The sequence below is a fragment of the Nocardioides hungaricus genome (assembly GCF_054782915.1).
In genome coordinates this window covers 54,186-73,336 of sequence record NZ_BAAGRO010000003.1, presented here as the reverse complement: position 1 = coordinate 73,336, position 19,151 = coordinate 54,186, and the positions used below count along the sequence as shown (strand labels likewise).

The following is a 19,151-nucleotide window of genomic DNA, read 5'->3' as shown; positions in this document are numbered from 1 at the left end:
GAGTCGGCGCATCTTGCCCGCCGGCGGCGGGCAAGATGCGCCGACTCGGCCCGCGCGGGTCCGGTGCGCCCAGAACGGGCCGGTGGTCAGGGCCGCCTCTCCTCGGGCGCGTCGCCGGCCGAGAACGGCGCGAACTTGTCCTTGAGCGGGATCAGGTCGCCGGCCGGCTCGGAGTAGCTGACCTGGGTGATCCGGTCGCCGACGAAGTGCAGGGAGGTCAGCGAGCACAGCGTGCACTGGCGGCTGCGCGGGTCGTGCAGCTGACGGCGTCCCTCCACGTGGAGGCGCGTGGACCAGATCGGCAGCTGGTGGGAGACGATCACCGCCTCGTGGCCGGCGGCGGCCGCGCGGGCGTCGTACACCGCCGCCATCATCCGGGCGACGATCTCGCGGCTCGGCTCGCCCCACGAAGGGCGGAACGGGTTCCACAGGTAGCGCCACAGCCGGGGGCGCTTGACGATCGTCAGCGCGCCCTCGCCGAAGTTGATGCCCTCGAACCTGTTGGTCGACTCGATCACCCGCTCGTCGGTCACGACCTCCAGGCCGCGCGCCGCGGCCAGCGGCCGGGCGGTCTCCTGGGCGCGCTCGAGCGGCGAGACCCGCAGGTGGGTGATGTCGCGGTCCCCGATCGCGTCGGCGACCTGCTGGGCCATCCGGTTGCCGAGGTCGGAGAGGTGGAACCCGTCGCGGCGCCCGTAGAGGATGCCGCCGGGGTTGTGGACCTCGCCGTGGCGGAGCAGGTGGACGATCGTGTCGGGGGTGGTCACGCGCGCTCCTGGGCGGCGGCCGCGGCGTGCGCGGCGTGGGGTAGCGCGTCGAGCACGGTCTGTACGGCGCGCTCGTCGTGGGCCGAGGACAGGAACCATGCCTCGTACGCCGATGGCGGCAGGTAGACGCCGCGGTCGAGCATCGCGTGGAAGAACGCCGCGTAGGCCCGCTGGTCGGTGGTCGAGGCGTCGTCGAAGTCGCGCACCGACCGATCCGTGAAGAAGACCGAGAACATCGTGCCGGCCGCCTGCACGACGTGCGCGACGCCGGCCCGGCTCAGCTCGTCGGAGGCGGCCGTCTTGACGGTGTCGGCGGCGGCGCCGATGTGGGCGTAGACCTCGTCGGTGGCGAGCCGGAGCGTGGCGAGGCCGGCGGTGGTGGCGATCGGGTTCCCCGACAGCGTGCCGGCCTGGTAGACCGGCCCCTCGGGCGCGAGGTGGCCCATCACGTCGGCCCGGCCGCCGAAGGCCGCGGCCGGGAAGCCGCCGCCCATCACCTTGCCGAAGGTGACCAGGTCGGGGCGCCAGCCCTCGCCGGCGCCGTCCAGGCCCCACTGACCGAGCCGCGACGCGCGGAAGCCGGTCATCACCTCGTCGCTGACGAACAGCGCGCCGTGCCGCCGGCAGGTCTCGGCGAGGAACGCGTTGAAGCCCGGCTGCGGAGGGACGACGCCCATGTTGCCGGGCGCGGCCTCGGTGATCAGGCAGGCGATCCGGTCGCCGTGCTCGGCGAACGCCCTCTCCACCGCGGCCCGGTCGTTGTAGGGCAGCACGAGGGTGAGCGCGGTGGACGAGGCCGGCACGCCCGGCGTACCCGGGAGCGCGAACGTGACCAGCCCGGAGCCGGCCGAGGCCAGCAGCGCGTCGACGTGGCCGTGGTAGCAGCCGGCGAACTTCACGACCACCTCGCGGCCGGTGACGCCGCGGGCCAGCCGGATCGCCGACATGGTGGCCTCGGTGCCGGAGGACACGAGGCGGACCCGCTCGACCGGCGCGCGGGCGACGATCTCCTCGGCGAGCTCGACCTCGGGCTCGGTCGGCGTGCCGTACGACGTGCCGCGGGCGACCGCCGCCGCGACCGCGGCCTGCACCTCGGGGTGGGCGTGGCCGAGCAGCATCGGACCCCACGAGCAGATCAGGTCGACGTACTCGTGGCCGTCGACATCGGTGAGCCAGGCGCCGGAGGCGGACCTGATGAACCGGGGCGTGCCGCCGACGGCGTTGAACGCGCGGACCGGGGAGTTCACCCCGCCCGGGGTCACCGTGCGGGCACGCTCGAAGAGCGCGCGGGAGCGGGCGGTGTCGGCGGTCGGGGCGGGCACCGGCCCATTGTCCCCGAGGCGCCCAGGGGTGGGCGTCGGGGGTCGCGGGCCGCACTGGAACGTGTTTCACCGTCACGAGGACGGGTAGGGGACGTCTCGTGAAAGACGGTCCGAGACACCGAGCGTCGGCGTACCGTAACCGGTGGGTAACCCGCTCGTTGGATCGGGCAGCGCGTGCCGAGGGACACGCGTTCGTTGGTGGACAAGGGAGCGTTGCGTCGATGTCGAAGACCCGTCTCGGTCGCGGCCAGAGGGTTCTGGCCATCGTCCCGCTGGCCGTGCTCTCGGCCGCGTGGACCGCCAGCATCGCCGGCGTGGGCGCCGGCACCGCGTCCGCCGAATCCGACCCCGTCACCCGGCTTCCCGACGGCACCGCCGTCCCGACCGAGGCGATCGAGGCCCCCGCCAGCGTCTCGGCCTCCGGCGGCGTCGCCCCCGGCGTCGACGGCCCGACCGCTCGCGCGGTCGCCACCGCGTCGACGACCGGGATCCCGGCGGCCGCGCTGGCGGCCTACCAGCGCGCCGCGACGGTCATCAACGCCGCCGACAAGTCCTGCAACCTGCCCTGGCAGCTGATCGCGGCGATCGGCCGGGTCGAGTCCGACCACGGCCGCACCAACGGCAACAGCCTCGACGTCAGGGGCGTCGCGCGGCCGGGCATCTACGGCATCGCGCTCGACGGCACCAACGGCACCACCCGGATCCTCGACACCGACGCCGGGCAGTACGACTCGGACGCCAAGTACGACCGGGCGATCGGCCCGATGCAGTTCATCCCGTCCACCTGGTCGGTCGTCGGCGTGGACGCCGACGGCGACGGCCAGCGCAACCCGCAGGACATCGACGACGCCGCCCTCGCCTCGGCCGTCTACCTCTGCTCCGGCGGCGACGACCTGTCGACGGTCCGCGGCCAGCGCGCCTCGGTCTACCGCTACAACAACAGCACCTCGTACGTCGACCTGGTGATGTCGATCTACAGCGCCTACCTCGAGGGCGAGTTCACCTCGGTCCCGAACGGCACCACCTCCGCCGGCTACCTCGTGCCCGCCGAGCCGGCTCCGCAGCAGGACCGCGGCCCGCGGAAGCCGCCGAAGGACCCGCAGTCGAACGGCGGCAGCGACGACGGCGGTGGCGACGGCGGCGAGCAGCCGACCGAGGAGCCCACGCAGGAGCCGACCCAGGAGCCCACCGAGCCGTCCAACCCGCTGCCGGGCGGTGGCGGCGGCGGCCTCCCCCTGCCGTCCCTGCCCCCGCTCCCCTCGACCTCGATCAAGCCGGTCGACGAGATCCTCACCCGGGCCCAGGCGATCGTGCAGTGCACGCTGGACGGCTACATCGACAACATCCTGCGCAGCGACGACCCGTTCGACCGGTGCGTGGCCGACTACCTGGATCGCTGAGCGCCGTCCTGCGGGGGCATCAGCCGGCGCGCAGCAGCCGCGCCGCCTCGGCCGCCCAGTAGGTGAGCACGACGTCGGCGCCGGCGCGGCGGATGGAGAGCAGCGTCTCCAGGATGGCCGGCTCGCGGTCGATCCAGCCGCGCGCGGCGGCGGCCTCGAGCATGGCGTACTCGCCGGAGACGTGGTACGCCGCGACCGGCACGTCGACGGCGTCGCGGACCCGCCGCAGCACGTCGAGGTAGGCCAGCGCCGGCTTCACCATCACGATGTCCGCGCCCTGCTCGACGTCGAGGAGCGCCTCCCGCACGCCCTCCCGGGCGTTGGCGGGGTCCTGCTGGTAGGTCCGCCGGTCCCCGGCCAGCGAGGAGTCGACCGCCTCGCGGAACGGGCCGTAGAAGGCCGAGGCGTACTTCGCGGAATAGGCCAGGATCGACACGTCGGCGAAGCCGGCGCCGTCGAGGGCCGAGCGGACGGCCGCGACCTGGCCGTCCATCATCCCGCTGGGACCGACCATGTCGACCCCGGCCGCCGCCTGGGCGAGCGCCATCTCGGCGTACGCCGCCAGGGTGCGGTCGTTGTCGACGCGGCCGTCCGGCGTCAGCACGCCGCAGTGGCCGTGCGAGGTGAACTCGTCGAGGCACAGGTCGCTCATCACCGTGAGCGCGTCGCCGACCTCGGCGACCACGTCGGCGATCGCGACGTTGAGGATGCCCTCCGGGTCGAGCGCACCCGACCCGAGCTCGTCCTTGGCCGACGGGACGCCGAAGAGCATCACGCCGCCCAGGCCGAGCGACGCGGCCTCCGCGGCGGCTGCCCGCAGCGAGGAGCGGGTGTGCTGGACGACGCCCGGCATCGAGCCGATCGGCCGGGGCTCGGTGAGCCCCTCGCGGACGAAGACCGGCAGCACCAGCTGCCGCGCCTCGACCGCGGTCTCGGCCACCGTCCGGCGCAGCGCCGCGGTGGTGCGCAGCCGCCGCGGCCGGACGATCGGTCCGAGGTCCCCGGGCGAGGAGGTCATCGCGAGGTGCTGGCCTTCCGGCGCGCCGACGGCTTGCGGTCCGACGGCTTCGTGACGGGCTGGCCGGCCTCGAGCATCGCGATCCGGCGCGCGGCGCCGAAGTCGGCGAGCGCGTCGACCAGCGCGTCGACGTCCGGCTCGGGCGCCAGCACGTCGACCCGCAGGCCGTGCTCCTCGGCGGTCTTCGCGGTGGCCGGGCCGATCACCGCGATCACCGTCGCGGGGTGCGGCTTGCCGGCGATGCCGACCAGGTTGCGCACGGTCGAGGACGACGTGAACACGACCGCGTCGAACCGGCCGGTCTTGATCGCGTCGCGAGTCGGGGCCGGCGGCGGCGCCGCGCGGACGGTGCGGTACGCCGTGACGTCGTCGCACTCCCAGCCGAGGTCGATCAGACCGGCGACGAGGTTCTCGGTCGCGATGTCGGCGCGGGGCAGGAAGACCCGGTTGATCGGGTCCAGCAGCTCGTCGTACTCGGGCCAGTCCGCGAGCAGGCCGGCGGCGGACTGCTCGCCCGAGGGCACCAGGTCGGCGCGCAGGCCCCAGTCGGCGATCGCCTGGGCGGTCTTGTCGCCGACGGCGGCGATCTTCAGCCCGGAGAACGCCCGGGCGTCGAGGCCGTACTCCTCGAACTTCTCGCGTACGGCGCGCACCGCGTTGACCGAGGTGAACGCGATCCACTCGTAGCGGCCCTCGACCAGGCCGCGGACGGCCTTGTCCATCTGCTGGGGGTTGCGCGGCGGCTCGACGGAGATCGTCGGCACCTCGTCCGGGACGGCGCCGTAGCCGCGCAGCCGCTGCGACACCGAGCCGGCCTGCTCCTTGGTGCGCGGCACCAGGACGCGCCAGCCGAACAGCGGCTTGGTCTCGAACCACGACAGCTTCTCGCGCAGGTCGACGACGTCGCCGACCACGGTGACCGCCGGCGGGGCCATCCGGGCCGCGCGCGCGTCGGCGGCGATCCGCTCCAGGGTCGAGGTGACCGTCGACTGCTCCGTGGTGGTGCCGACCCGGGTCATCGCGACCGGGGTGTCGGCGGAGCGGCCGGCGGCGACCAGCGCCGTGGCGATGTCGCCGATCTGGCCGACGGCCGAGAGCAGGACCAGCGTGCGCCGGTCTGCGTACTGGCTCCAGTCGACCTTGTCGCCGCAGGTCACGACCGCGACCGCGCGGTGGTCCTTGGTGGTCAGCGGGATGCCGGCGTACGCCGGGACGGCGCTCACCGAGGAGACGCCGGGGACGATCTCGAACGCGATGCCCGCCTTGACGCACGCCTGCGCCTCCTCGGGGCCGGACGCGTAGAGGAACGGGTCGCCGGACATCAGCCGGACCACGCGGAGGCCGCGCTTGGCCTGCCGGACGACGACCTTCGCGCGGGCGGCGTGCGTCAGCGGCTGGCCGTCCTCGCCGAACCCGCCGTCCACGAGCTCCGGGCCGTCCTCGGTCGCGCCGCGCACGGCCCGCACCAGGTCGGCGTGCTCGGGCAGCTCGGTGATCACGACGTCGGCCCGGGCGAGCAGGTCGACGGCGCGCACCGTCAGCAGGTCGGGGTCGCCCGGACCGCTGCCGACGAACGACACCCGGCCCGTGGTGGGACCGGCGGTGATGGTCTTGCGTCGCGTCATGCGTTCTGCCCTCTATCAACTGCTGGTTCTACTGCTGGGTCTGCTACTGGGTCTACTACCGGGTCTACTGGTTCCACGGTCAGCTCCGCCGCCCCGTCGGCGAGCATCTCCTTGGCCAGCCGGGTCCCGACGCCGACGGCGTCGGCGGGGCTCCCGGTGGCGGACATCCGTACGGCGAGCGCCCCGTCGGGCGACAGGGCCACGGCCCGCACCCAGAGCTCCTCGCCCTGCTCGCCCTCGACGACCTCCGCCAGCGCGCCGATCGGCGCGGAGCAGCCGCCCTCGAGGGTGGCCAGGACCGCCCGCTCCGCCTCGACGGCCGCGCGTGCGTGCGGGTCGTCCAGCGCGGCGAGCGCCCCGGCGAGCTCGTCGCCGGCCCGGCACTCGACCGCCAGCGCACCCTGCCCGGGGGCCGGGAGCACCTGCAGCGGGTCGAGCACCTCGGTCGCCTCGTCGAGGCGGCCGAGGCGGGCCAGCCCGGCCCGGGCGAGCACGACGGCGTCGTACTCACCGGAGCGGACCCTGCCGATCCGGGTGTCGACGTTGCCACGGACGCCGACCACGTCCAAGCCGAGGCCGAGCGCGCGCAGCTGGGCGACGCGTCGCGGCGAGCCGGTGCCGACCCGGCTGCCGGCCGGCAGCTCGCCGAGGGTCAGGCCGTCGCGGGCGACCACGACGTCGCGCGGGTCCTCACGGCCGGGGATCGCGGCCAGGGCGATGCCCTCGGCGGCGTACGTCGGGAGGTCCTTGAGCGAGTGCACGGCGACGTCCACGCGGCCCTCGAGCAGCGCGTCGCGCAGGGCGCTCACGAACACCCCGGTGGACGACGAGCCGGCGAGCGGGGTGCCCGCGGCCTGGCTGCGGTCGCCCTCGGTGGCGATCTCGACCAGCTCGACGTCGCGGCCCAGCCGCGCCGCGATCTGGTCGGCGACCAAGCGGGCCTGGGTGGTGGCGAGCGCCGAGGCGCGGGTGCCGATGCGGATCGTCGCGGCGGTCATGGGACCTCCGGCCGGGTGACGGCGTCGACCGCCTCGGGGTCGAGCGCGAACAGCTCGGCCAGCGCGGCGGCGTACGACACGGCGCCGGCCTCGTTGGCGAGCTCCTTGACCCGCACGGTCGGCTGGTGGAGCAGCTTGTCGGCGACCCGGCGCACGGTGTGCAGCACCTCGGCGCGGGTGGCCTCGTCGAGGTCGGGGAGCCGGCCGGCGAGGCGCTCCATCTCGGCGTCGACGACCGAGGTGGCCATCGAGCGGAGCGCGACCACGGTCGGGGTGACGCTGGCCCGGCGGCGGGCGGCGAGGAACGCCGCGACCTCCTGGGCGACGATCCGACGGACCTCGAGGACCTCGCGGCCGGCGTCGGAGTCGCGCAGCTCCTCGGCGAGGTCGGCGAGGTTGACCAGCGTGACGCCGGGCAGCTCGGCGACCTCGGGCTCGACGTCGTGCGGCAGCGCGAGGTCGATGATCGACAGCGAGCGGCCGCCGGCCGCCGCGGACTCGACCATCGGGCGGGTCACCACGACGCCGGTGGAGCCGGTGCAGGAGACGACGACGTCGGCGAGCGCGAGCTCGGCCTCGACGTCGGCGAGGGCGGCCGCGCGGGCGCCGTACTCCCCCGCCAGCCGGTCGGCGTTGCCGGCCGTGCGGTTGGCGACGGTGACGCTGGCGGCGCCGCGGCGGGCGACGGTCGCGGTGGCCAGGCCGGCCATCGCGCCGGCGCCGAGCACCAGCACCCGCCGGCCGGCCAGGTCGCCGACGGCGGCGTGGCTGCGGTCGAGGGCGGCGGTCACCAGGGACGGCGCCGCCCGGTCGATGTCGGTCTCGGCGCGGGCGCGCTTGCCGACCCGCAGCGCCTGCTGGAACAGCACGTTGAGGGCCGGGCCGACGGTGCCGATCTCCTGGCCCGCGCTGAGCGCGTCCCGGGTCTGGCCGAGGATCTGGCCCTCGCCGAGCGCCATCGAGTCGAGCCCGGCGACGACCTGGAAGAGGTGGGAGACCGCGCCGTCGTCGTAGTGGACGTAGAGGTGCGGCAGCATCGCCTCGGTGGACTCGCCGGCGCGCTGCACGAGCAGCCGGGAGACCTCCTCGACGCTGCCGTGGAAGCGGTCCACCTCGGCGTAGATCTCCAGCCGGTTGCAGGTCGCGACCACGGTCGCCTCGGTGACGTGCTCGCAGCCGGCGACGTCGTCGATGAGCTTGTGCACGCCGTCGCCGTCGAGGGCGACCCGCTCCAGCAGCGAGACCGGCGCGGACTTGTGGGAGATGCCGACGACGAGGACACTCATGCGCGTACTCGCTTCGCTCCGTGCGCGCATGAGGCACAGGACACGCTGCACTGAATGGTTCGCTCGCTGCGCTCGCTCACGCGCTCGCCCCCTGACCCTGGCCGGTCTTGCGCTGCTCGTGGTAGGCGAGGATCTGCAGCTCGATGGAGAGGTCGACCTTGCGGACGTCGACCTGCGCGGGGACGCTCAGCACGGTCGGCGCGAAGTTGAGGATGCTGGTGATGCCGCAGGCGACCATCCGGTCCGCGACGTCCTGCGCGGCCAGCGCCGGCGTGGCGATCACGCCGATCGCGACGGCGTGCTCGCGGGCGATCTGCTCGAGCTCGTCGAACGCGCGCACCGGTACGCCGGCGACCACCTCGTCCCGGCGGGCCGGGTCGGCGTCCAGCAGCGCGACCACGCGGAACCCGCGGCTGCGGAAGCCGGAGTAGTTCGCGAGCGCCTGGCCCAGGTTGCCGATGCCGACGATGACGACCGGCCAGTCCTGGGTCACGCCGATCTCGCGGGCGATCTGGTAGCGCAGGTAGTCGGTGTCGTAGCCGACCCCGCGGGTGCCGTAGCTGCCGAGGTAGGAGAGGTCCTTGCGCAGCTTCGCGCTGTTCACCCCCGCCGCCACCGCGAGCTCCTCGCTGGAGCAGGTGCCGATGCCCTGCTCGGACAGCGTGGTGAGGGCCCGGAGGTAGACGGGCAGCCGGGCGACGGTCCCCTCGGGGATGTCCCGAGCGCTCTCGGGGGAGGTCCGTGCGGTCACTGCTGCTCTTTCCATCACCATGGGCTGGGCCGTCGTCGGGCCGGCGTCGTGCTGAGCCCGGCGGCCCGTTCACTGTAGGAGTTTGTGAACGCGAGAACAAAACGAGCGGGGTGGGGTCAGCGAGCCAGGGCCGCCCGCAGCCGCGGCTCGTCGACGCGCCAGAAGTCGTGCTGGCGGCCGTCGACGAGGGTGACCGGGATCTCCTCGCCGTACCTCTCCCGCAGGACGGGGTCGTCGTCGACGGAGAGCTCGACGTACTCCTCGCCGAGGTCGGCGCAGACCCGCTCGATCACCGCGCGGGCGTCGTCGCACAGGTGGCAGCCCGGGCGGGAGTACAGGACGACCCTGGCGGGGGCCGTCACTCGAGGAGCCCCAGGTGGCGCCGGCGCTCGATGCCGCGCAGGCGGCCCTTCTGGACCTTGCCGGTGACGGTCCTGGGCAGCTCGTCGACGACCTCGACGCGTGCGGGCTGCTTGAACCGCGCGAGGCGTACGCCGCAGTGCGCGCGCACCGCCGCGGCGACCGCGGCCGGGTCGGCACCGGGCGCGAGGAGGTAGGCGACCACGGCCTCGCCGGTGTGCTCGTCCTCGACGCCGATCACGGCGACGTCCTCGACCCCGTCGACCTCGGCGATGACGTCCTCGACCTCGGTCGGGTAGACGTTGAACCCGGAGACGATGACGAGCTCCTTGAGCCGGTCGACGAGGAACAGGTCGCCGTCCTCGTCGAGGAAGCCGACGTCGCCCGTCGACCACCAGCCCTCCTCGTCCGGGCCGCCGTCGCCGTCGGGCCAGTAGCCGCTGAACAGGTTGGCGCCGCGGACCTGGATCTCCCCCGGGTCCGCGCCCTCCGGCGTACCGCCCGTCTCGTCGACGAGCCGCAGCTCGACGCCGGGCAGGGCGGCGCCGACCGAGCCGGGCTTGGCCGCGGCGCTGCACAGCGTGCTGGTGACCACCGGCGCGGCCTCGGTGAGCCCGTAGCCCTGGTGCACCGGGATCCCGGTGCGCTCGGTGAACCGCTCGACGACCTCGGCCGACAGCGGCGCCGAGCCCGACAGCACCAGCCGCACCGCACCGAGGTGGACGGCGAGGTCGTCCTCGGCCTGCCAGTAGCCGAACACCGGCGGCGCGATCGGCACCACGCTGCACGCCTCGTCGTCGACGAGCGAGAGCGTCTCGTGGGGGTCGAACCGCTCGACCAGCATCAGCCGCGCCCGGTGGCGGAGTACGCCGCCCAGCACGGCGTTGAGCCCGTAGACGTGGAACAGCGGCAGCACGCCGAGCACGACGTCGTCGCCGTGCATCATCGGCGGCTCGACCGCGGCCACCTGCTCCAGGTTGGCGAGCAGCGCCCGGTGGGTCAGCATCGCGGCGCGCGGGCGGCCCGACGTACCGCTGGTGTAGAGCAGCGCGGCCAGCTTCTCGGGGTCCTGCAGCGGCGGCACCGGCCGGGCGGGCTGCGCGCGGAGCTCGTCGTAGGACGCCTCGCCCACGACCACCACGCGCGGCGGCGCGCCGAGCGAGGACGCCGCCGCGCGCACCGCGTCGGCGGTGGCGGCGTCGGCCACGACGACGCGGGCGCCGGAGTCCTCGAGCATCCGGGCCAGCTCGCCCACGGCGGAGCCGGGGTTGACCGGCACGGCGACGGCCTGGGCGCGGAGCACGCCGAGGTAGGTCGAGACGAACTCGAGCCGGTTGCCCAGCACGAGCATCACCCGCTGTCCGCCGACGACCCCGGCCGCACCGAGCCCGGTCGCGAGCCGGCCGACCTCGTCCTCGAGCCGGGCCCAGGTCAGGGCGCGGCCCCCGGACTCGACGATCGCGAGGCGGTCGGGCTGCTCGGCGGCCGCCGCGGCGACCAGCTCCGCGACGTCACGCACTGCTGACATGGACCGATCCTTCCACAGCGCATTTGCGCTTACGCTTCGAGCGTGACCCCGAAGCGCCCGCGCAACCTCCAGGTGCGGTCCGTGCTGGCCGGCGAGGCCGCCGCGTCGGCGGCCGAGGTCGAGTCGGCGCTCGCGCAGCCCTCGGACACCCAGGCGGCGGCGTTCTTCGACGTCGACAACACCGTCATGCAGGGCGCCAGCATCTTCCACCTCGCCCGGGGCCTGCACCGCCGCAGGTTCTTCACGACCCGCGAGATCGTGGGCGCGGCCTGGAAGCAGGCGTACTTCCGGGTGGTCGGCGTCGAGGACCCCGAGCACGTCGCGGACGCCCGGGCCTCGGCGCTGGGCTTCATCGCCGGCCACACCGTCGCCGAGCTCCAGGAGCTCGGCGAGGAGATCTTCGAGGAGGCGATGGCCGACCGGATCTGGCCCGGCACCCGCGCGCTCGCGCAGTTGCACCTCGACGAGGGGCAGCGGGTCTGGCTGGTCACCGCGGCCCCGATCGAGATCGCCGCGATCATCGCCCGCCGGCTCGGCCTCACCGGCGCCCTCGGCACGGTCGCGGAGCACGTCGACGGCGTCTACACCGGCCGGCTGGTCGGCGACCTGCTGCACGGCCCCGCGAAGGGCGAGGCGGTCCGGGCGCTCGCGGAGCGCGAGGGCCTCGACCTGCGCCGCTGCTCGGCGTACTCCGACTCCTACAACGACCTGCCGATGCTCTCCCTGGTCGGCGACCCGTGCGCGATCAACCCGGACGCGAGGCTGCGCGCGCACGCGCGCGAGCAGGGCTGGCGGATCCGCGACTACCGGACCGGCCGCAAGGCCGTGCGCGCCGGCCTGGTCCTTGGCGCCGCGGCCGGCGCCGCGACGGGGGCCGTGGCGGCCGGCGTCGCACTCCGGGGAAAGCGGCACTGATCGTCCGGTTCCCAGACGCGTAGCCCGCGTTTACGATGGGCAAGGCTTCGGGGGAAGCTTCCTGGGAGGATCTCTGTCCATGTCGTGGGAGGACGGCGACGTCGCGCGCGGGCTGCACGCCCTGCGCCACCTCGTCGCGCAGGCGCTCCTCGGCGAGCGCCCCCACCTCGCCCCCGCGGCGGCCGGGCTCCCCGGCCTGCTTCCCGGGCTGCTCGCGACCGAGGCGGTCGCCAGCGGTCGCAGCACCGCAGACACCGGGTCCGGCACGGGCACCGGCAGCGGCGGCGGGTACGACGACGCCGACCTGGCGGCGTCCTCGGAGGAGGACGCCGCCGAGCGCTCCCGGCTGATCGCGCTGGTCGAGCTGGCCCGGCAGGGCGACTCCGACGCGTTCGGCCTGCTCTACGACCACTACCAGCCGTCGGTCTACCGGTTCCTCTTCTACCGGACCCGCTCCAGCACGCTCGCCGAGGACCTCACCTCGGAGACGTTCTTCCGGGCGCTGCGGAGCATGACCGGCTTCCGCTGGCAGGGCAAGGACTTCGGCGCCTGGCTGATGACCATCGCCCGCAACCTGGCCACCGACCACTTCAAGGCCGGCCGGACCCGCCTCGAGCTCACCACCGAGGACATGGCGCTCCACGACGACGCCACCGACGGACCGGAGTCCACGGTGCTCGCCGGCCTCACCAACGAGATCCTGCTCGCGGCCCTCACCGAGCTCCCGCCCGAGCAGCGCGACTGCCTGGTGATGCGCTTCCTCCAGGGCATGAGCATCGCCGAGACCGCCGCCGTCCTGGGCCGCTCCGACGGCGCGGTGAAGCAGCTCCAGCTGCGCGGGGTGCGCAACCTCGCCAAGCTGATGCCCGAAGGGCTGCGGGACCGATGACGACGACCGGACTCCGCGTAACCCCGCCGCCGCGACCCTCGTTGAGGTCGACATGACATGGGGGTTCCGGGCGCAACGGCGCGCCGACGAGTTCGACGCCCTGGTCGAGGGCCTCTCGACCATCGACCCGACCGCCGGCCGCGACGCCGACCTGCTGGAGCTGGTCGGCGCGCTCCGCGCCACCCCGGAGATCCACGCCCGGCCCGAGTTCGTGGCCGACCTCCGCGTCCGGCTGATGGCCGAGGCCGCGACGGCCCTCGTCCCCGCGGACCTCTCGAGGCTCCGCCTCCCCGAGCGCCGGCCGCGCCGCGAGCGCCGGCTGGCCGCCGTCGTCGGCGGCATCGCCATCGTCGGCGCGACCACCTCCGTCGCGGTCGCCGCCCAGTCCGCGCTCCCCGGCGACACCCTCTACCCGATCAAGCGGGCCATCGAGGGCGCCCACACCGGCCTCTCGGTCGGCGAGGGCAGCAAGGGCACGACCGCGCTCGCGAACGCCGCCAACCGGCTCGCCGAGGTCGAGGCGCTGACCGGCCAGGACGGCGTCGCCGACGACCTCCGGATCGCGCAGACCCTGAACGACTTCACCGATCAGGCCACCCAGGCCTCCGACCTGCTGCTGTCCGACTACGCGAGCAGCGGCGACGGGTCCTCGATCGCCGCGCTGCGCGACTTCTCCTCGACCAGCCTCGACCAGCTCGCCGCGCTCGAGCCGCTGGTGCCGGCCGACGCCCGCGACGAGCTGATCCGCGCCGCCCAGGTGCTGCAGACCATCGACGCCGAGGCCGCCCAGCGCTGCCCGACCTGCGGTGGCGCCCCGATCGACTCGATCCCGCCGGTGCTCGTCAGCGCCGAGCAGGTCTTCGTGCCGGTCGCGCCGAAGCCGAGCGTCGAGCCGGCCGACACCGGGCCCCGTAACCCCGGCAAGCAGGGGGGCACGGGGAACGAGGGGCGGCCCACCCTGCCGAGCGTCGGGCCCGACGACGTCGGCCCCGGCAGCGTGACGAACCCGAGCGCCGGCCCGGGCCTGCCCGACTCCACCACGGTGCGGAACCCGCTCCAGCAGCTGGCCGAGGACCTCACTGGCGGCCTGACCGGTGGGGGCAAGGACAAGCCGTCCGATCGCCCGTCCGTGCCGGTCGTGGGTCCGCTGCTGGGCACCGTCGGCGACCTGCTCGAGTCGATCGTCGACCCGCTGACCGGCCAGGGCGCCGAGGAGCGGTAGCCGTCCGGTCAGTAGTCGTCAGCGGAAGACGGACTGGCGCTCCATCAGCAGCGTGTAGAGCGTCTGCTGGATGGTCTCGCGCACCTGGTCGGTGACGTTGAAGACCAGCATCGGGTCGTCGGCGGCGCCCTCGTCGAGCTCGTCGGTGCGGATCGGCTCGCCGAACTCCAGCAGCCACTTCGACGGCAGCGGCACCAGCCCGAGCGGGCCGAGCAGCGGGAAGAACGGCGTGATCGGGATGTAGGGCAGGCCGAGGAGCCGCGCCAGCGACGGCACGTTGCCGACGAGCGGGTAGATCTCCTCGGCGCCCACGACCGACAGCGGCACGATCGGCACCCCGGTGCGCAGCGCCGCGGAGACGAAGCCGCCGCGGCCGAAGCGCTGGAGCTTGTAGCGCTGGGAGTACGGCTTGCCGATGCCCTTGAAGCCCTCGGGCCAGACGCCGACCAGCTCGCCGCCGCGCAGCATCCGCTCGGCGTCCTCGCCGCACGCCAGGGTGGCGCCGCTCTTGCGGGCGACCGAGCCGACGAACGGCAGCCGGAAGACCAGGTCGGCGCCCAGCGGGCGCAGGAACCGGCCGGTCGACTCGTGGACCGAGAAGAGCGTCATCAGCCCGTCGACCGGGATGGTGCCGGAGTGGTTGGAGACGACCAGCGCCCCGCCCTCGGCGGGGATGTTCTCCGCGCCGCGGACCTCGATGCGGAACCACTTCTCCGCGATCGGGCGCAGCGCGGCCAGCAGGAAGCGCTCGGTGACCTCGGGGTCGAAGCCGTACTCGTCGAGCTCGTAGTCGCCGCTCACCCGGCGGCGCAGGAACGCGAGGAGGCGGGCCAGCTGCGGCTCCCACTGCTCGCCGAACACCTCGCGGGCGGCGTGGTCGATCGCGGCCAGCCAGTCCGAGGCCGGGATGCCTCCGGACGGCTCCCGCTCGGCGACGGTGACCGGGGGACGCGCCGGCTCCGCGGCCGGCGGCGGCACGGCCCTCTTCGGCGGCGCGGCCCTCCTGGCCGGGGGCTTCGGCGCCAGCCCCCGCGCGGCCGACGACGGCTGCGTGCCGGTGCCCCGGCCGGGCCGGCCGCGGGTGCCGATCGGGATGATCTCGGCGTCACCCACGGACGCCACCCCGTTCGGGCTCGGCCGGCTCGGGTTCGGGCAGGCCGGCGGCGACCCGGGCCAGCACCCGCTCGGCGCGGCCGCCGGTCGGCGTCAGGGGGGCGCCGAAGTCGGCGAGCGCGGCCGCGGTGGAGTACGCCGGCTCGAAGCCGAGCTCGGCCCGCATCCGGGTGGTGTCGACGCCGCGGCCGTAGGTGATCAGCGCGAGCAGCTCCGGCGACAGGTCGGTGACCCGGGCCGAGCGCAGCGCGGAGCCGACGCCGCCGACCGCGAACGACGGCAGCGCGACCGCGGCGCGCTGGAGGCGGCGTACCGCCTGGGCGAGCGTCACCACGCCGTCGCCGGCCACGTTGAAGGTGCCGGCGACGTCGGTGGCGACGGCGTGGCGCAGCACGCCGAGGAGGTCCTGCTCGTGCAGGAGCTGGAGGCGGGGGTCGAAGCCGAGGACGGTCGGCACGACCGGGAGCCGGAGGTAGGCCGTGAGCGGGCTGACGACGTGCGGGCCGACCACGTTCGCGGCCCGGACCGTGGTCACCCGGACGTCGGGGCGGCGCCGGGCGAACCCGCGCACGTAGCCCTCGATCTCGGCGAGGTCCTTGGCGTAGCCGGTGCGCGGGGAGCGCCGCGGCTCCATGTCCTCGGTGAACATCGCGGGGTCGCGGCTGCTGGCGCCGTACACCGTGGTCGACGACTTCACCACGAGGGTGCGCAGCCCCGGCGCCTTCTGGCAGGCGGCGAGGAGCTGCATCGTCCCGATGACGTTGAGCTCCTTCATCGTGTGCCGCACGCCGGTGCTGCCGGGGGTGGAGATGACGCTCATGTGGACGACGGTGTCGACGTCCTCCTTGACGATCACCTTGGCGATGACCGGGTTGCGGATGTCGGCACGGACGAAGGAGACGTCGCCGACGTCGCCGCGAGGCGGCACCGCGTCGACGCCGATGACCCGAGTGACGCCCGGGTCGGCCGCGAGCGAGCGCGCGAACCGCCGGCCGAGGTCGCGCGAGACCCCGGTGACCAGGACGACCCTGCCGGCGCTGCCCATGCGGCGTGGCGGCGCGTGCCTACTTGCCGAGCTTGCGACGCTGGACGCGCGTCTTCTTCAGCAGCTTGCGGTGCTTCTTCTTCGCCATGCGCTTGCGGCGCTTCTTGATGACAGAACCCACGGGACACCTTTCGACAGCACTGGGACCGGCCAAGCCTATCCGCAGCGGTCGCTGGCGAAGAATCGCGCCCGTGGGCTCGGCTCAGCCAGCGCTGTAGAAGCTGTTGCGCAGGTACTCGTCGACGTCCTTCTCCAGCACGCGGAAGGAGCGGCCGACCCGGACGGCGGCCAGCTCGCCGTTGTGGACGAGCCGGTAGACCGTCATCTTCGAGACCCGCATCATCGCGGCGACCTCGGCAACGGTCAGGAACTTCGAGTCGGAGATGTCCCCGGAGCTGGTAGCCATCGTGCACCGATACTTTCTGTCTGACGCGCCACCGGCTTCCCCGCACGGTGAGTACACGCGTCGCGCTCAGTGAGAATAGGGCCTGATGTGACTCGTGGGGAAGAGATTGACCAAAGTAACTCACGGGAGACGGCGTGTCCGCTTGCCCTCGACGCTCCGGACCGTCGGCGCCGGTCTAGCGCGCTACGGCAGAGCGGCTACGGCAGCGGGTCGAGCCCGTGCAGCGGGAAGGCGGCGGTCCGGGTCGCGTGGATGGCCCGGTCGAGCCAGGTGTCGGGGTCGTAGCCCTCGCCCCAGTCGCGGTACGCCGGCGTCCGGCCGTCGGTCATCCGGTGCGGCGCTCCCCGGCCCAGGCGGGTGCGGACGTGGTCGCGCCAGCCGTCGGGGGTGTCGGTCAGCGGATCCACCGGGCTGCCGCCGACGATCGCGAGCAGGTGCGTCCAGGCGCGGGGGACCACGTCGACCAGCGCGTAGCCGCCGCCTCCGGTCACCACCCACCTGCCGCCGCACACCTCGTGGGCGAGGTCGTGGAGGGCGAGGTACGCCGCACGCTGCCCGTCCACGGTGAGCATGAGGTGCGCGAGCGGGTCCTCGATGTGGCTGTCGCAGCCGTGCTGGGTGACCAGCACGTCCGGCTTGAACTCGCGCAGCAGCGGGGGCACGACGGCGTGGAAGGCGCGCAGCCAGCCCCCGTCTCCGGTGCCGGGAGGGAGGGCCACGTTGACCGCCGTACCCTCCGCGGCGGGGCCGCCGAGGTCGGCCGGGAAGCCGGTGCCGGGGAACAGCATCTGGCCGGTCTCGTGCAGGGAGATGGTGAGGACCCGCGGGTCGTCCCAGAAGATCCGCTCGACGCCGTCGCCGTGGTGGACGTCGACGTCGACGTAGGCGACCCGCTCGGCGCCCTGGTCGAGCAGGTGCGCGATGCCGACCGCGACGTCGTTGTAGATGCAGAAGCCGCTGGCCCGGTCGCGCATCGCGTGGTGCAGGCCGCCGGCGATGTTGGCGGAGTGCAGCGACTCCCCCGACCAGACCTGGCGGAACGCCTCGACGCTGGCGCCGACGATGTGCGCCGCGGCGTGGTGCATGCCCGGGAAGACCGGGTTGTCGTCGGTGCCGAGCCCGAACCGCTCGTCCGGTGCGGCCCGCAGCACCGCCTCGATCAGCGCGCCGCCGTGGATCCGGGCGATCTCGTCGTCGCTGGCGATCGGCGCCGGCACCTGACGCAGGCGCGCCAGGACGCCGAGGTCCTCGGCCAGCCGCATGGTCAGGTCGACGCGCACCGGCGACATCGGGTGGGAGGGGCCGAAGTCGTACTCGGTCAGGCTGCGGTCGAAGACCACGGTCGCCGGTCCTGGACAGTCGGGCATGCCCGCGACCGTACCGCTACTCTGGGCGGGTGCCGACGCGTCCCCTGTCCTGGTGGCCCGCCTGAGGGCGGACCACCTCCTGACGCGCACGCACGTCACCCACCGGCCGCCCACGGGCGGCCGTTGTCTCTCGGCGTCGGCTCGTGGGCTCTCACCCCTTCGGAGCTCCCATGAACCGACAGCTCTCGCTCCTCACCCCGAGCGGGCACCTCACCCTCGGCAACCTCCTCGGCGCGCTGCGGCCGATGGCCGCCGGCCAGCACGCGGACTGCTTCTACGGCATCGCCGACCTGCATGCGATGACCACGCCCCACGACGCGTCCTCGCTGCGCTCCCTCGTGCAGGAGACCGCCACCCTGATGCTCGCCGCCGGGCTCGGCGAGTCGACGCTGTTCGTGCAGAGCCGGGTGCCGGCGCACACCCAGCTCGCCTACCTGCTCGAGTGCACGGCGTACACCGGCGAGCTGAACCGGATGATCCAGTTCAAGGAGAAGGGTCGTGGTGTCGACGCCGCGCGGGCGTCGCTCTACACCTATCCGGCGCTGATGGCCGCGGACATCCTGCTCTACCGGCCCGAGCAGGTGCCGGTGGGCGCCGACCAGCGCCAGCACGTCGAGCTGACCCGCGACCTGGCGGTCCGCTTCAACCGCACCTACGGGCCGGTGTTCACGGTCCCGGAGATCACGGTGCCCGCCGCCGGGGCGCGGGTGATGCGGCTCGACGACCCGACTCGGAAGATGGGCAAGTCCGACGTCGACGCGGCCGGGGTGGTGCTGCTGCTCGACCCGCCCGACGTCGTACGCCGCAAGGTCTCGCGGGCCGTCACCGACTCCGACACCGGGCCGGACGCGGTGCGGGCGTCGCCGGACAAGCCCGGGGTGTCGAACCTGCTCGACGTCCTGGCGGCCTGCGGCGGCTCGGCGTCGGGGATCACGACGTACGGCGCGCTCAAGCGGGCCGTCACCGACGCGGTGGTGGCGGTGCTCGAGCCGCTGCAGACGCGGTACGCCGAGCTGGCCGGCGACCCGGCGTACGTCACCTCGGTCTTCGACGCCGGTGCCGCGCGCTGCCGCGAGGTCACCGCCCCGGTGCTCGCCTCCGCGCAGGCCGCGATGGGGCTCTGACGCCGGATCCGCGCA

The 19,151-nt window shown here is 74.2% G+C and carries 19 protein-coding genes; 5 read left to right on the top strand and 14 right to left on the bottom strand.

Annotated elements, in window-relative coordinates:
* Nucleotides 1–86 precede the first annotated feature (86 nt).
* Together ACYVKX_RS01400 and hemL are read right to left on the bottom strand one after the other, a co-directional pair.
* Nucleotides 87–767 carry a histidine phosphatase family protein gene (locus ACYVKX_RS01400; RefSeq protein ID WP_460828721.1) on the bottom strand — a complete coding sequence of 227 codons (681 nt, stop codon included), beginning with the start codon at nucleotides 765–767 and terminating at the stop codon, nucleotides 87–89.
* Nucleotides 764–2,089, bottom strand: coding sequence for a glutamate-1-semialdehyde 2,1-aminomutase (hemL, locus tag ACYVKX_RS01395; protein ID WP_460828720.1), 1,326 nt, complete (start codon nucleotides 2,087–2,089; stop codon nucleotides 764–766). The genes ACYVKX_RS01400 and hemL overlap by 4 nt, the downstream gene beginning before the upstream one ends.
* A gap of 221 nt (nucleotides 2,090–2,310) precedes the next feature.
* Here hemL and ACYVKX_RS01390 point away from each other — a divergent pair, with 221 nt between their 5' ends.
* Nucleotides 2,311–3,489 (top strand): lytic transglycosylase domain-containing protein, encoded by a 1,179-nt coding sequence (locus ACYVKX_RS01390; protein WP_460828719.1) that lies wholly within the window; start codon nucleotides 2,311–2,313, stop codon nucleotides 3,487–3,489.
* 19 nt (nucleotides 3,490–3,508) lie between these two features.
* Here ACYVKX_RS01390 and hemB read toward each other — a convergent pair whose 3' ends face one another.
* The 7 genes from hemB to ACYVKX_RS01355 form a co-directional block, all read right to left on the bottom strand.
* Entirely contained in the window at nucleotides 3,509–4,507 is a 999-nt protein-coding gene (hemB, locus tag ACYVKX_RS01385) for a porphobilinogen synthase (RefSeq protein WP_460828718.1), read from the bottom strand.
* Nucleotides 4,504–6,132 carry a bifunctional uroporphyrinogen-III C-methyltransferase/uroporphyrinogen-III synthase gene (locus tag ACYVKX_RS01380; RefSeq protein WP_460828717.1) on the bottom strand — a complete coding sequence of 543 codons (1,629 nt, stop codon included), beginning with the start codon at nucleotides 6,130–6,132 and terminating at the stop codon, nucleotides 4,504–4,506. Before ACYVKX_RS01380 ends, hemB begins: the two co-directional genes overlap by 4 nt.
* Nucleotides 6,129–7,130: a hydroxymethylbilane synthase gene (hemC, locus tag ACYVKX_RS01375; RefSeq protein WP_460828716.1), complete on the bottom strand. Its 1,002-nt coding sequence runs from the start codon at nucleotides 7,128–7,130 to the stop codon at nucleotides 6,129–6,131. Before hemC ends, ACYVKX_RS01380 begins: the two co-directional genes overlap by 4 nt.
* Entirely contained in the window at nucleotides 7,127–8,416 is a 1,290-nt protein-coding gene (locus ACYVKX_RS01370; RefSeq protein WP_460828715.1) for a glutamyl-tRNA reductase, read from the bottom strand. Before ACYVKX_RS01370 ends, hemC begins: the two co-directional genes overlap by 4 nt.
* Nucleotides 8,417–8,492: 76 nt before the next feature.
* Complete coding sequence (locus ACYVKX_RS01365) at nucleotides 8,493–9,182, bottom strand: redox-sensing transcriptional repressor Rex (RefSeq protein ID WP_460828714.1); 690 nt, start codon at nucleotides 9,180–9,182, stop codon at nucleotides 8,493–8,495.
* Between the two features lie 101 nt (nucleotides 9,183–9,283).
* Complete coding sequence (locus ACYVKX_RS01360; protein WP_460828713.1) at nucleotides 9,284–9,529, bottom strand: glutaredoxin family protein; 246 nt, start codon at nucleotides 9,527–9,529, stop codon at nucleotides 9,284–9,286.
* On the bottom strand, nucleotides 9,526–11,055 hold the full coding sequence (locus ACYVKX_RS01355) for a class I adenylate-forming enzyme family protein (protein ID WP_460828712.1): 1,530 nt from the start codon (nucleotides 11,053–11,055) through the stop codon (nucleotides 9,526–9,528). Before ACYVKX_RS01355 ends, ACYVKX_RS01360 begins: the two co-directional genes overlap by 4 nt.
* A gap of 42 nt (nucleotides 11,056–11,097) precedes the next feature.
* Here ACYVKX_RS01355 and ACYVKX_RS01350 point away from each other — a divergent pair, with 42 nt between their 5' ends.
* The 3 genes from ACYVKX_RS01350 (at nucleotide 11,098) to ACYVKX_RS01340 (ending at nucleotide 14,081) form a co-directional block, all read left to right on the top strand.
* Nucleotides 11,098–11,970 carry an HAD family hydrolase gene (locus ACYVKX_RS01350; RefSeq protein WP_460828711.1) on the top strand — a complete coding sequence of 291 codons (873 nt, stop codon included), beginning with the start codon at nucleotides 11,098–11,100 and terminating at the stop codon, nucleotides 11,968–11,970.
* 79 nt (nucleotides 11,971–12,049) lie between these two features.
* The gene (locus ACYVKX_RS01345) at nucleotides 12,050–12,859 is read left to right on the top strand and encodes a sigma-70 family RNA polymerase sigma factor (RefSeq protein WP_460828710.1); all 810 of its coding nucleotides are present in this window, start codon (nucleotides 12,050–12,052) and stop codon (nucleotides 12,857–12,859) included.
* Between the two features lie 52 nt (nucleotides 12,860–12,911).
* Nucleotides 12,912–14,081, top strand: coding sequence for a DUF5667 domain-containing protein (locus ACYVKX_RS01340; RefSeq protein ID WP_460828709.1), 1,170 nt, complete (start codon nucleotides 12,912–12,914; stop codon nucleotides 14,079–14,081).
* 18 nt (nucleotides 14,082–14,099) lie between these two features.
* On the opposite strand, the gene ACYVKX_RS01335 is transcribed toward ACYVKX_RS01340, so the two are convergent.
* From ACYVKX_RS01335 to ACYVKX_RS01315, 5 genes are all read right to left on the bottom strand, one after another.
* The gene (locus tag ACYVKX_RS01335) at nucleotides 14,100–15,194 is read right to left on the bottom strand and encodes a lysophospholipid acyltransferase family protein (protein ID WP_460828708.1); all 1,095 of its coding nucleotides are present in this window, start codon (nucleotides 15,192–15,194) and stop codon (nucleotides 14,100–14,102) included.
* The gene (locus ACYVKX_RS01330; RefSeq protein ID WP_460828707.1) at nucleotides 15,187–16,239 is read right to left on the bottom strand and encodes an NAD-dependent epimerase/dehydratase family protein; all 1,053 of its coding nucleotides are present in this window, start codon (nucleotides 16,237–16,239) and stop codon (nucleotides 15,187–15,189) included. The genes ACYVKX_RS01335 and ACYVKX_RS01330 overlap by 8 nt, the downstream gene beginning before the upstream one ends.
* Nucleotides 16,240–16,258: 19 nt before the next feature.
* Nucleotides 16,259–16,360, bottom strand: coding sequence for a 30S ribosomal protein bS22 (locus ACYVKX_RS01325; RefSeq protein WP_008356322.1), 102 nt, complete (start codon nucleotides 16,358–16,360; stop codon nucleotides 16,259–16,261).
* An 81-nt stretch (nucleotides 16,361–16,441) separates the two neighbouring features.
* A complete protein-coding gene (locus tag ACYVKX_RS01320) occupies nucleotides 16,442–16,645 on the bottom strand; it encodes a helix-turn-helix domain-containing protein (RefSeq protein WP_460828705.1) in 204 nt (67 codons plus the stop codon).
* 197 nt (nucleotides 16,646–16,842) lie between these two features.
* Nucleotides 16,843–18,012: an acetoin utilization protein AcuC gene (locus ACYVKX_RS01315; RefSeq protein WP_460828704.1), complete on the bottom strand. Its 1,170-nt coding sequence runs from the start codon at nucleotides 18,010–18,012 to the stop codon at nucleotides 16,843–16,845.
* Nucleotides 18,013–18,182: 170 nt separating this feature from the next.
* Here ACYVKX_RS01315 and trpS point away from each other — a divergent pair, with 170 nt between their 5' ends.
* On the top strand, nucleotides 18,183–19,136 hold the full coding sequence (trpS, locus tag ACYVKX_RS01310; protein WP_460828703.1) for a tryptophan--tRNA ligase: 954 nt from the start codon (nucleotides 18,183–18,185) through the stop codon (nucleotides 19,134–19,136).
* Nucleotides 19,137–19,151: the final 15 nt, after the last annotated feature.